General features: G+C 69.0%; 11 protein-coding genes. 7 read left to right on the forward strand and 4 right to left on the reverse strand.

Annotated elements, in window-relative coordinates:
- The first annotated feature begins 47 nt into the window (after window positions 1-47).
- Window positions 48-512 (forward strand): phage tail protein, encoded by a 465-nt coding sequence (locus tag AC3ANP_RS03090; RefSeq protein ID WP_488331891.1) that lies wholly within the window; start codon window positions 48-50, stop codon window positions 510-512.
- Here AC3ANP_RS03090 and AC3ANP_RS03095 read toward each other — a convergent pair.
- Complete coding sequence (locus AC3ANP_RS03095; protein ID WP_488331892.1) at window positions 496-1,191, reverse strand: TetR/AcrR family transcriptional regulator; 696 nt, start codon at window positions 1,189-1,191, stop codon at window positions 496-498. The genes AC3ANP_RS03090 and AC3ANP_RS03095 overlap by 17 nt on opposite strands.
- A gap of 88 nt (window positions 1,192-1,279) precedes the next feature.
- Between AC3ANP_RS03095 and AC3ANP_RS03100 the strand changes: the two genes are divergently transcribed.
- From AC3ANP_RS03100 to AC3ANP_RS03125, 6 genes are all read left to right on the forward strand, one after another.
- Entirely contained in the window at window positions 1,280-2,293 is a 1,014-nt protein-coding gene (locus AC3ANP_RS03100) for an NAD(P)-dependent alcohol dehydrogenase (protein WP_488331893.1), read from the forward strand.
- A 34-nt stretch (window positions 2,294-2,327) separates the two neighbouring features.
- The gene (locus tag AC3ANP_RS03105; protein WP_488331894.1) at window positions 2,328-3,008 is read left to right on the forward strand and encodes an SDR family oxidoreductase; all 681 of its coding nucleotides are present in this window, start codon (window positions 2,328-2,330) and stop codon (window positions 3,006-3,008) included.
- A gap of 150 nt (window positions 3,009-3,158) precedes the next feature.
- Window positions 3,159-3,935, forward strand: a complete 777-nt coding sequence (locus tag AC3ANP_RS03110) for an electron transfer flavoprotein subunit beta/FixA family protein (protein WP_488331895.1) — start codon at window positions 3,159-3,161, stop codon at window positions 3,933-3,935.
- Between the two features lie 12 nt (window positions 3,936-3,947).
- A complete protein-coding gene (locus tag AC3ANP_RS03115) occupies window positions 3,948-4,931 on the forward strand; it encodes an electron transfer flavoprotein subunit alpha/FixB family protein (protein WP_488331896.1) in 984 nt (327 codons plus the stop codon).
- 686 nt (window positions 4,932-5,617) lie between these two features.
- A complete protein-coding gene (locus AC3ANP_RS03120; RefSeq protein ID WP_488331897.1) occupies window positions 5,618-6,625 on the forward strand; it encodes a cytochrome b/b6 domain-containing protein in 1,008 nt (335 codons plus the stop codon).
- An 86-nt stretch (window positions 6,626-6,711) separates the two neighbouring features.
- Entirely contained in the window at window positions 6,712-7,518 is an 807-nt protein-coding gene (locus tag AC3ANP_RS03125) for an alpha/beta fold hydrolase (RefSeq protein WP_488331898.1), read from the forward strand.
- A 76-nt stretch (window positions 7,519-7,594) separates the two neighbouring features.
- Here AC3ANP_RS03125 and AC3ANP_RS03130 read toward each other — a convergent pair whose 3' ends face one another.
- Genes AC3ANP_RS03130 through AC3ANP_RS03140 form a run of 3 tightly spaced genes read right to left on the reverse strand, consistent with a single transcriptional unit; the run spans window position 7,595 to window position 12,221 of the window.
- Complete coding sequence (locus tag AC3ANP_RS03130) at window positions 7,595-9,205, reverse strand: zinc-binding metallopeptidase family protein (protein ID WP_488331899.1); 1,611 nt, start codon at window positions 9,203-9,205, stop codon at window positions 7,595-7,597.
- 41 nt (window positions 9,206-9,246) lie between these two features.
- Window positions 9,247-10,626 carry an aldehyde dehydrogenase family protein gene (locus AC3ANP_RS03135; RefSeq protein WP_488331900.1) on the reverse strand — a complete coding sequence of 460 codons (1,380 nt, stop codon included), beginning with the start codon at window positions 10,624-10,626 and terminating at the stop codon, window positions 9,247-9,249.
- Window positions 10,623-12,221, reverse strand: coding sequence for a thiamine pyrophosphate-binding protein (locus AC3ANP_RS03140; protein ID WP_488331901.1), 1,599 nt, complete (start codon window positions 12,219-12,221; stop codon window positions 10,623-10,625). The genes AC3ANP_RS03135 and AC3ANP_RS03140 overlap by 4 nt, the downstream gene beginning before the upstream one ends.
- Window positions 12,222-12,228: the final 7 nt, after the last annotated feature.

Genomic DNA, 12,228 nt, shown 5'->3' on the forward strand with positions numbered 1-12,228 from the left:
CCGCCGCCGCGTTATCGTTGATCAACCACATCACTTCAGGAGGGCACATGCCGTACGTAGTTGACTTCAAGGACGTTTCCACTGTCGGCCTGGAGTCCTCCCCGGTGGCCGACGCCCTTGCCGGTCTGCGCGCCAACGAGGCCCGCTATTACAGCAACAAGTACGCCCATGCCTTCACTGTCAGCCCTGCCGGCGAGGTGCCGGAGGTGGTCGAGCGGGTCAGCCGCATCCTCAAGGAGGAACGCGACATCGTCATTGGCTCCCGCCCGCTCGAGGCGACGAGTTTCGAGGTCGACGGACTGCGGATGGACTACGTGTTCTATGAGTCCGGGCTGTCCATCAACGTCATGTACAGCATCGAGGACGGCGGCAAGCGCGCCGTCGGATTCAAACTGTCCGATGGGATGGACGTCCCGGAAGAACTCGAAACGCGCTTCAAGTTTGCCCGGCAAAAGTCCAAGCTCGCCGGCACCATCCGCGGCTCCTACTTCGTGATCAAAGGCGAGTACTAGCCGGCTGCGGCTCAGGCCGGATACCGGCCTGCAAGGCGCCGAGAATTAGTTCCAGCCCGGAGGCGAACTCGTTTCCGTAGTCGTAGCCGGGCTGCATCACCACTTGCGTGGCGATCTCCACCATGTGCGGGTAATCCCCCGTGGCGAACCGCTCCATGATGGGACCGGCCACCTCCGCCATGGGTTCACCGCCGGCTATCGGCAGGGCGGCCTCCTGGAGGGCGAACCCATAGATATAGCTGTCCAACAGCGAGTAGGCCCGCGCGGTTTGCTCCACGGTAAAGCCGCCCGCGCGCAGGGTGGCGAGGGTGGCCTCATGGTGCTTCAAGGTTGCCGGCCCCGGAGCCTTGCGGGATTCCAGCAGCCCGATCGCCCACGGATGCCGGCGCAGCGCTTCCCGTGCCGAGTGGGCACGGCGGCGCATCTGTTCCTGCCACGCCGCCCCGGCCTGCGGCGTATCGATTTCGGCAAACACCAGGTCCACCAGCCCGTCCAGGATCTGGTCCTTGTTGGCCACGTAGTAGTAGAGGGTCATCGGCTTGGTGCCCAGACTCCGGGCGAGAGCGCGTATTGACAGTGCCGCTATACCGTCCCTGTCGGCGAGCTCCAGCGCCGTCTGCAGGACCTTCTCGCGGCTCAGCTCGGGCCGTCCCCCGCCGCCCACGGCTGCTTCAGTCATGATGTTCCTCCCGCACCCTTCCGCTTTCGTACATCGTACGGTACCGTGCGTCGTACAGTGTACGAAGCGGCGGGAACGAAGGAGCAAGATGACTACGCAGGAGCAATCTCTTGAGAACAACCACAGGGCCGTGGATGGCATGCGCGCCCTTGTCCGGGAGACCTACGGGGGGCCGGAGGTGCTGCGCCTTGCCGTGGTGCCGGCCCCGGTGGTCAAGGGCGATGATGTGCTGATCCGCGTCCATGCGGCCGGCGTCGACCGGGGCGTCTGGCACATGATGACCGGCCTGCCGTACCTGGGCCGGCTCGCATTCGGTCTCCGGAAGCCCAGGCGCACGGTGCTGGGACTGGATTTGGCAGGAACCGTTGAGGCTGTGGGTCCGGACGCCAAGCGTTTCGCCGTGGGCGACGCGGTGTTTGGCAGCGGCCGTGGTTCGTACGCCGAGTATGCGCTTGCCTCCGAAGCCACCCTGGCGCCCAAGCCTCAGGCCCTCTCCTTCGAGCAGGCCGCTGCTGTGCCCGTTTCCGCGGCCACCGCCCTCCAGGGACTACGGGCCGGGAAGATCCGCGAGGGACAGAAGGTGCTCATCACCGGCGCCTCCGGGGGCGTCGGCAGCTATGCTGTCCAGCTCGCCACGGCGTTCGGCGCGGAGGTTACCGGGGTGTGCAGAACAGACAAGGTCGAGTTTGTCCGCTCCCTCGGGGCGAGCCATGTCATCGATTACACCCGGGACGACTTCGCAGCCGCTGGCCCGTACGACCTCATCCTGGACGTGGCCGGCAATCCGCCGATCTCACGCCTGCGCCGCGCCCTCACCCGCACCGGAACCGCGGTCATCACCGGCGGTGAGGGTGGCGGCAGGCTGACCGGAGGCCTGCACCGCCAGTTGGGCGCCCTGGCGTTGTCACCCTTCATCAGCCAACGGTTGACCATGTTCCTGGGCCTGGTCCGTGCCGCGGATCTGCAGGACCTCGCCCCGTTCCTCGAGGCTGGCACAGTGGTCCCGGCCCTGCACCGCTCCTTTCCCCTGGCCGAGGCGGACAAGGCAATCCGCTTCCTGGAAAGCGGCCAGGTGCTCGGCAAGGTGGTGATCACGGTCTGACGGAAAATGAGGCAAGTCACGCTACCGTGGGGGCATGGATTTGCAGCTGAGGGACCGCGTCGTGCTCGTTGTCGGAGGAACCGGGGTGATCGGCGCGGCGGTGGTGGCCCGGCTTCGTGCCGAGGGCGCCGTCGTGGTGCCAGCGTCCCGCAGCGGCCGCGACGGCGTGGTGCTGGATGCCCGTGACGATGCGTCTGTCACCGCGGGCATCGCCGAGGTGCTCGACGCGCATGGGCGCCTGGATGGCGTCGTTGTCGCCGCCGCGCCCAGTGCGCAGACGCTCGACCCGGCCCGCAATTCCGACCCTGCGCAAGTGTTGGAAGCGGTCGACGCGAAGGCGCTGGGCTTCCTTCGGGTCGCGAACGCAGCGCTGTCTGTCATGACCGAGGCCGGCTTCGGCCGCGTCGTCGGCGTCTCCGGCCAGAATGCCTTCCTCACCGGCAACGTCACGGGGTCGGTGCGCAACGCGGCGCTGATCATCACCGCGAAAAACCTCGCGGACGCCGTGGCCGGTACCGGGGTCACGGTCAACACCGTGAGTCCCGGCGTCGTTAGTGAGGATGCGGCTCCCGGAGCGGAGCCCGGCAAGGCGGGTGAGGCCCGGCCTTCGGAGGTCGCCGATCTGATCGCCTTCCTCGTTTCCCCGATCGCGGGGGCCATCTCCGGGGAGTCGATCGCCGTCGGCCACCGCGTCCGCGGCGTGACCTCCCTGTGAGTGCAAGCGGCCGGGGACGGCATTGCAGGCGGCACCAGGTTCGGCCCGACACGGCACCTGCAGGCCAAGCAAGGCCGCAGCTTCGTAGACTCTAGGGAGATCCGACCGGTCTCCCCCTCTGGAAGCCGGTCCGCCACAGGAAGAGCATCGATGAAGATTGTCGTCCTAGTAAAAGAAGTCCCCGACACCTACGGGGATCGAAAACTGAACCTCGAAACAGGCCTCGCCGATCGTGACGCCAGCGAAACAGTGATTGATGAGATCGGCGAACGGGCCCTGGAACTCGCGCTCAAATATGCCGACGCAAATGAAGCCACCGAGGTAGCCCTCCTGTCCCTCGCGCCCGAAAGCGCGACGGCCATCATCCGCAAGGGCCTGGCGATGGGGGCGGGCAGCGCCACCCACATCTGCGACGAAGCGCTGCGGGGCGCCGACCTCGGACTGACCGCGGAGACCCTGGCCGCAGCGGTCCGCCGCATCGGGTTCGACCTGGTGATCACCGGCAACGTCTCCACCGACGGATCCGGAGGCATGATTCCGGCGATGCTTGCCGAACTGCTGGACGTCCCGCATGCCACCGGGCTCAGCACCGTGCAGCTCGGCGAAAGCGCCGTGTCCGGCACCAGGCCCGTTGATACCGGCGTACAAAACGTGTCCACGGCTCTGCCCGCGGTCATTTCGATTACCGAGGCGCTTCCCGGGCCGCGCTTCCCGAATTTCAAGGGCATCATGGCGGCAAAGAAGAAGCCGCTGGAAACGCTGACGCTCGCTGACCTCGGGATCACGGCGGAGGACCTGGAGGCGGCGCGCTCGATCATGTTGGCGGTTGCGGAAAAGCCCCCGCGCGCGGCAGGTGTGAAGATCGTCGATGCGGGTGACGCCGGCGAGAAGCTGGCTGATTTCCTGATCGAAAACCGGCTGGCATAAGGAGCGAACGACATGGCTGATTATCCTTCTGACGCAATCCTCGTCGTCGTCGAAGCCGGGGCTGCCGGAGAACTCGAGAAGGCAGCGGCTGGACTCTTCGGCGCCGCCGCCGAAGTCGGCACCCCGGTTGCGCTGGTCCTGGCCGCGCCCGGCGCCGGGAGCGCCGCCGCCACGGAGGCCGCCGGTTTAGGTGCCGTCCGTGCCCTGGTGGCCGAGACCACGGATCCCGCCGCGCTCGGCGTGCCTGGCGTGGACGCGCTGGCCGCCGCCGTCGAACGGGTGCAGCCGGACGCCATCCTGATCTCGCACTCGCTGAATGGGCGTGACCTTGCCGGCCGGTACGCCGCCCGCTCAAGGGCGGCGGTGTCCGTGGATGCCGTCGGCGTCTCCCGTGACGACGAGGGCGTCGTGGCATACCACTCGGTCTACGGCGGGGCTTACACCGTGACGTCGACCGCCACGTTCGGTCCGCCGGTGATCACGGTCCGGCAAGGCTCCATCGAGGCGCGCGCCACGGCCCAGCCGGAGGTCGCGGAGACGCTGGCCGTCACGCCGTCCGGGAAGCCGGCCGCGCGGATCGATTCGTTCGAGGAAGTCGTGGCCGCCACCTCGCGGCCGGAGCTGCGCGGGGCCGCGAAGGTGGTCGCGGGCGGCCGCGGCCTGGCCTCGAAGGAACAGTTTGCGCTGGTCGAACAGCTCGCCGATGCCCTGGGCGCAGCGGTGGGCGCGTCGCGTGCCGCGGTGGATGCCGGCTATGTCCCGCAGACGGCGCAGGTGGGCCAGACCGGGGTTTCGGTGTCCTCGCAGCTCTATATCGCCCTCGGCATCTCCGGCGCGATCCAGCACCGCGCCGGCATGCAGACGGCCAAAACGATCGTCGCCATCAACAAGGACGCGGACGCGCCGATCTTCGAGATCGCGGACTTCGGCGTCGTGGGCGACCTCTTCAAGGTTGTCCCGCAGCTGATCAGCGCCCTCGAGGCCCGGAAGAAGTAGCGATGGCACCTCAGTCTGGGTCCATCCGGCGGGGCCTGCCGCGCGTTCCCGGCGGCGAGCCGTGGCCCCCGGCGGGCGAGACCCCCGCCCGCGCCGTCGCTGCAGCAGCCGCGCTTCCGGTTGCGGCGGCGGTTCGGGAACCGGTGCAGGCCACGACGACGTCGGCGTCCGCTCCGCCCCCCGCGGCTCCGTCCGCAGCAGCCGTGCAGTCCGGCAGCGCCGGGGTGCAGAAGCTGCGCCGTGGCCTGCCGCGCGTACCGGGTGGTGAGCCGTGGCCCCCGGCGGGCGCAGCGTCAGTGGCAGCAGCGGCTCCCGTTACAGCCGCCCAGCCCCAGCCCGCACAAGTCCCAGTTGTTGCTGCCCAGGGGGCGCCGCCACCTGCCGTTGCCACGCCGGCCGCGGTCCCGGGCGCTGCACCATCCGCTGCGCCGGGTTTTGCACCGGGTTTTGAGCCGGGCACGACGACGGCGCGAACCGTTGCGCTGCGCCGCGGGCTCCCCCGCGTCCCCGGCGGTGAACCCTGGCCGACCGAAGGATTCGCGCCCGCCGCGGCCCCAACGGCTGCCACCCATGCAGCCACACCAGCCGCCGCCGAGGCACCGGCCGCAATGGTGCCCGAAGCCCCAACGCCCCAAGCCCCGGCGCCCGCTGTTGCGCAGACGCCTGTCCAGGCGGCACCTGCACCCGTGGCGACTGCCGGCGTCGTACCCTCAGCAGCGCCGGCCGCGCAAGGGGCAGCGGCCGCGCAACGGGCGACGGCCGAAAAACCGGCCAAGGCCGCAGCCGGGGCAAGGCTTTACCGGGATCGCACCCTTGGCCAGTGGATCAAACGCGTGGTCCTCCTCGCGCTGGGGGCCGTGGTTGCCGCCGGAATCCTGGTGCTTGCAGCCCGCGGCGTGACGACGCTGCCCGGCGTGCCGGGCTTCCTCGAACGGTACCCCGGCCTGTATGCCCTGCCCGCTGCGGCCGAGCCCGGCTTTCCGTGGTGGGCGCAGTGGTCGCACTTCCTGAACCTCTTCCTGCTGGTGCTCATCATCCGCTCGGGCTACCAGGTCCGCACGCAGCAGAAACCGCCGGCGTACTGGACGCCGCGGCGCGGCGGCAAGAAAATCAGCATCACGCTGTGGCTGCACCAGTCGCTGGATGTCCTGTGGCTGGCCAACGGCCTGATCTTCGTGGTGCTGCTGTTTGCCTCCGGGCACTGGGTGCGGATCGTGCCGACCAGCTGGGACGTGTTCCCGAATGCGCTCTCCGCGCTGCTGCAGTACCTGACGCTCGACTGGCCCGCGGAGACCGGCTGGGTGAACTACAACAGCCTGCAGCAGCTGATGTACTTCATCGTGGTGTTCATCGCCGCCCCGCTTGCCGCCCTCACCGGCGCGCGCATGAGCGAGTTCTGGCCCAAGGATGCCAAGCGGCTGAACCGGATCTACCCGGTGGAGGCAGCCCGGGCAGTGCACTTCCCGACCATGCTGTTCTTCGTGCTGTTCATTCTCATCCACGTGTTCCTGGTGTTCGCCACCGGGGCGCTGCGCAACCTGAACCACATGTTCGCCGGCACCGACGAGCTGAACTGGGTGGGATTCTGGCTCTTCGCGGCCGCCATCGCCATCACGGCGGCCGGCTGGTACGCCGCCCGTCCCCTCGTGCTGGCAGCCATCGCCCGGGCGTTCGGCTCGGTGAGTAGCCGGTAACGCCGGATCCCGGACGGCGGCCTGGCCTGGGCCGGGCGGGGACCTGACCGCGGACGCAGCCGGGGCCGGCGTCCTAAAATGGGCGGATGAAGGCTACGGTACGGGGAGTGCCGGTGCATTACCTCGAATTCGGCAGCGGTACGCCGGTTCTGGCGCTGCACGGCGCCGGCGTGGATCACCGCGAAATCGCCGGCGCCCTCGAACCGATGTTCGCGGCCGCTCCCGGCTACCGGCGCCTGTACCCGGACCTGCCGGGGATGGGCCGCACCCCGGCACCCGCGACGATCGCCAGCAACGACGACGTCGTGGACCTCCTACTCGGCTTCATCGACTCCACCATCGGCAGCGGCCCCCTCCTGCTGATGGGCCACTCCTACGGCGGGTACCTGGCGCGGGCCATCGCCCAGCACAGACCGGGGCAGGTCATCGGGCTGGCGCTGGTCTGCCCGGTGGGCGCGCGGACCGGCACCGTACCCGAACACGAGGTTCTGGTGTCGACGGCGGAGCGCGCCGGAGACCTCGGCCCCGAACTTGAGGCCTCCTACCGCGGCTACTTCGTGGTCCAGACAGCCGAGACGCTGCGCCGGTTCCAGGACGTCGTCGCGCCGGCAGCGTCACTGGCCGACGAGCCGGCGCTGACGCGGATCTTTTCACGCTGGGAGCTGCAGGACAGCGCGACCGCCGCCTATCGTCATCCCGTCCTGATCCTGGCCGGTCGGCAGGATTCCACCGCGGGCCATGCCGCCGCGGCGGAACTCGCCGGCCGCTACCCGCGCTGCACCCTGGCCGTCCTCGATCACGCCGGCCATGGCCTGCTCCATGAGCAGCCGGCCCTTACCCGGGCGCTCGTTGTTGACTGGCTCGCACGGGTGCGCGGGCACTCCCCCGCCTGAGCCGCCGCCCTCAAGCGGACGGCTGGCCGCCGGCCGCTGGATTCCCCCTCCGCGTCCGCCGCGCCTTAGGCGGGCTTTAAGGTGCCGTGTTCCAGACTTCTTCAGAAACGGGGATCCACCAGTCCCGGGCCTTGCCTTCGCCGATGTAGGCAGGCCAGCGGAAGTCCGTGGGCGCCGTGAATTCGGCGGGCAGGAGTGGGGCCACCGAGCCGCGGCGGATCTTCTCAGTCTCAAACTCGGCCTTCGCCGCGGCCAGGAGGTCCGGCCGGGTCATCAGGTCCAGCACCATCCCGGCGATCATCTTGCCGGTGGCGGTGATGGTGGGATCGATGGTTTCCGGGATGCCGCCCAGGGCTGTCATGGCCCAGCCCGGATACGCAGTGCCCTTGCCGTCCGGGGCAAGCGTCGGCCTGGCCGTGTAGAAGCGGATGGTAGGGGCGTACCACGTCATCTCCACATAGTCGTCGCTGGTCCAGTTCTGCTGCGTCGCCGGAATGTGCCGGCGCAGTTCCGTCTCGGCCTCCTGCGGGCTGATCAGTTCCGCCGTGGCCGGGTGGAACGGGTTCTCCATGGGCTCCACCCCGCACGAGGCCTGGATTTCCCGGCCAATCTCCCGGGCCCGTTCGTCCAGGACCGGCGCCCCGACGGCGGCGATGTTCTCCCAAGCCAGCTGCGCCACTGTGTGGTTGGCGATGCCCGGCCGGTTGCGCGCCACCCAGCGTGAGCTGACGGTGCAGTGCGAGGCCGCCGCGGCCAGTTCGGCATTGCGGTCCAGCACTGCGAGTACTGAATCCGCTTCAGCCAGGCTCGGGCAGCGCCAGGAGTACTGGATCTGGGCGATCCCGGCGGGCTGATTGTCGGCGGTTGCCTGTCCGGCGGTGAGGATCGCCTCGGACAGCGACCAGCCGCCGGCCTGCGGCAGCATGGAATCCTGCGTGGTCTTGGTCAGCGAGAACATCGTGAACAATGCGGCGTCGGCGCCGGGAGCACGCGCCGCGGAATGCGAGGACGGGATGGGGCTGTCCCCGTAGGTGTTGTTCCAGCCTTCCGGGTTGTCGCAGGTAAAGGTGTAGATCTTGCTGTAGTAGGAGCCGCAGTGGGTGTCCCAGCGCGCGGTATTGCACAGCGGCATCATGTAAAACGGGTGGTACGAAATGATGGCGTCGAGGTTGTCGTAGTAGCCCCGCAGTCCGTGGACCACTTTGGATCCCTGGACCTTTTCGGCCGGCTCGCCCGTATACACCAGGGTGCCTGGGATGTTGTGCCGTTCCATGGCGTCCTTGGCCGCCAGGAACCCGGCGAGCGTCGAGATGCCGAGGGCGGAGTGGGGGTCCGTGTGGCCCGGCGCAAACCGGGACATGCCGGCGCGGGGCTCGCGCTTGGTGGACGCGGCCTGGCAGTTGCCGGGGATGGCGTCGTATTCGGCGTAGCCCAGGATCCGGGCGCCGGCTCCGGCCGGGCTGGTCCACTCGGCGGCGAAGGCTGTGGGCATCCCGCCGCTGCCTTCCTCCACGGTGAAGCCGTGCTCGCGCAGCGTCTTCACGTACCAGGCGCAGGACTCGTACTCGCGCCATGCCGGTTCGGCCAGTTCCCAGATGTTCGTGTGCCAGGCGGAGAGCTGTTCCTTCTGCCCCTCAACCCATTCCCACGCGCTGGACTTCGCTCCGGCGTTCTTGGTCTCGCTCATTGCGTTCCTTTCTCAACAATTTCAAAGATTCACAGGCCGCTTCAGCGGACCAGCAGCTTCCGGTTCACGAATTCGTCCATGCCAAGCGGCCCCAGTTCCCGTCCCACGCCGCTGTTCTTGATCCCGCCGAAGGGCAGCGCGGCCGACGACGGCGCCAGCCGGTTGACGCTGACCATGCCGACTTCCAGCCGCTCGGCGATGCGCTCCGCCCGGCCGGCGTCGGCGGTAAAGACCGAGGCGCCCAGACCGTACGGGGAATCGTTGGCCAGCCTGACGGCGTCATCCTCGTCTTCGGCCCGGTAGACAACGGCCACCGGGCCGAACAGCTCCTCGCGGTAGGCCCGCATTCCGGGCTGGACACCAATCAGCAGTGCCGGTAATACGTAGGCCTCCCCGGCCGCTGAGCTGACCCCGCCGCAGAGGAGCGTGGCACCTTCGGCCACAGCGCCCTCCACCTGGGCCAGCAGCGTCCGGGCCGCCGCCGCGGACGACATCGGGGCCAGCCGGGTGGCCGGGTCAAGCGGGTCACCGGGCACGTACTCGGTCAGCGCGGCCGCCAGCCCGGCGACGAAGTCCTCGTACAACGCGGCGGCCACAATGAAGCGCTTGGGCGAGGTACAGGCCTGGCCAGCGTTCTCCATCCTGGCCGCCGCGGCCAGGCCCACCACGGAATCGAGGTCCTCACTGTCCAGCACGATGAAGGCGTCCGAGCCGCCGAGTTCCAGGACGTGCTTCTTCAGTCCGGCCCCGGCCAGGGCACCCACGGCTGCGCCGGCCTGTTCGCTGCCGGTGAGCGAGACACCCTGGATCCGGGGATCGGACACGATCGCGGCGGTCTGTTCGACGCCGGCAAGCACGGTCCGGTACACCCCTGCCGGCAGGCCGGCGTCGAGCAGCAGTTCTTCGAGGGCGAGGGCCGACCGCGGACAGGCCGGCGCCGGCTTGATCAGCAGCGTGTTGCCCAGCATGAGGTTCGGCGCGGCGAAGCGGGTGAGCTGGTAGTACGGGTAGTTCCACGGCATGATGCCGAGGATGGGCCCCAGCGGGCGTCGCTGCAGCGTTGCGCCGGGGTAGTCCAGTGTTTCGCCGGCCAGGAATCCCGGCCCGTGCTCGGCGTAGTACGCGAAGATCTCGGCGCAGAGCTCCACCTCGGCGACGGCTTCGCCCAGCAGCTTGCCCATTTCCTCGGTGGCGAGCCGGGCGAGCTTCTCCTTCCGTTCAAGCAGCAGACCGGACGCGGTCCACAGCACCGCGGCACGCTCTTCCGCCGTCGCCGGTCCCCACCGGGCAAAGGCACGGAGTGCGGAGTCGATGGCGTCTTCCACCTCCGCTGCCGTAGCCTCCGCGTGTTTGGCGAGCACCTCGCCTGTGGCGGGGTTCAGCACCCGGAACGCGGTGCCAGCCGTGGTCTTGGTGTTCACGGGATGCTGACGTGGACGAGGCTGGGGCCCTTGACCGCGAGCGCCTTGGTGACGGTGTCGGCCAGGACGTCGAGGGAGTCGACATTGAATGCCGTGAGGCCGAAGCCTTCCGCCAGCCGGACCCAGTCCGGCTGGGTCAGGTTCACCCCGACGGGCGCAAGATCGCGGTCCTTCATGTTCTGCCGGATTTCGCCATAACCGCCGTTGTTGATGCAGATGATCGGCAGGTCCACGCCCTGTTCGACGGCGGTGATGAACTCCTGGACCGCGAACATGAGTGCTCCGTCGCCGATGAGGCCCACCACGGGGCGGTCCGGCGCGGCCAGCTTGGCGCCGATCGCGGCCGGCAACCCGTAACCCAGGGTGGCGTACGCCGGCGTGTACAGGAGCTGGTGCGGCTGCTGCATGGGGAAAAAGGACGTGGTGCCGAAGTAGGTTACCTGCGAGGAATCGCCGGCAATGACGGTGTCGGCCGGCAGCACAGCGGCGAGGATCTCGTTGATCCGGGCCAGCACGGGCGCCATGGACCGGGCAACGCCCTGCAGTTCCCCCCGCAGCGGGGCCAGGTCCGGCGCCGCGGCCGGCACGTGCCCGGCGAGGGCCGCGAGCAACTGGGGCACCACGGCGGCCGCGTTGCCCAGGAGTTCCAGATCCGGGCTGAGGTTGCAGTGCAGCTGGCCCGGGTCAATGTCGATGCGGATGCTGCCGCCCTGCGGGAGGATCTTGCCGCCCCACATTTCGGACTCGCCCAGTTTGCTGCCGATGACCAGCAGCGCATCGGAGGAGTTGCAGAGGTCCTGGGCCGCGGCGAGCCGGATCTCCGAGCCGAGGGACAACGGGTGGGCTTCCGGGATGGCGGCCTTGCCGTTGATGGTCGTGACCACCGGGGCCTGCAGGAGCTCTGCGAGCTGCACCAGGGCCGGTCCGGCACCGAGCGACCCGCCCCCGGCCAGGAACACCGGGTTGGAAGCGTTCCGGAGCATGGCAGCGGCCGCGGCGACGGCATCGTCGTCTGCTTTCTTCGGCGCGCCCAGGGGGCGGGCCTCCAGGGCTGCGGGCGCGACGTCCGAGGCGGACTCCAGCACGTCCAAAGGGATCTCGATGTGGACGGGGCGCGGGCGGCCGTGGGCGAAGGACGCGAACGCCTCGTGGATCAGTTCCACTGCCTCCGTGCCGCTGGCCACCCGGGTGCTGCGCCCGATCAGGGCCCGGACGGCCCCGGTGGGGTCCTTCGTCTCGTGCAGCAGTCCAATGTCCGAAAATTCGCTGCCGCGCGGCGCGCCCGGGGACAGGATGATCATGGGCCGAGATTCACAGTACGAGGTGGCGGCGGCGGACATCGCGTTCAGCAGCCCGGGTCCGGAGGTGGTGATCACGACGCCGGGCAGCCCCTTGAGCTGGCTCCAGCCGTCGGAGCCGTACCCGGCGCCCTGTTCGTGGCGGGTGGTGACCGCGCGGATGCCGAGCGGCTGCAGGTGCCGGTAGAACTCGAGGTTGTGCGTACCGGGGATTCCGAAGATCGCGTCGATCCCGTAGTTCCGCAGGGTGGTCATCACGGCGAGGCCGACATTATTGGTGGGAATGGCAGTGGTCACGGTTGGG

Source organism: Arthrobacter sp. JB02-1C, from assembly GCF_057748045.1.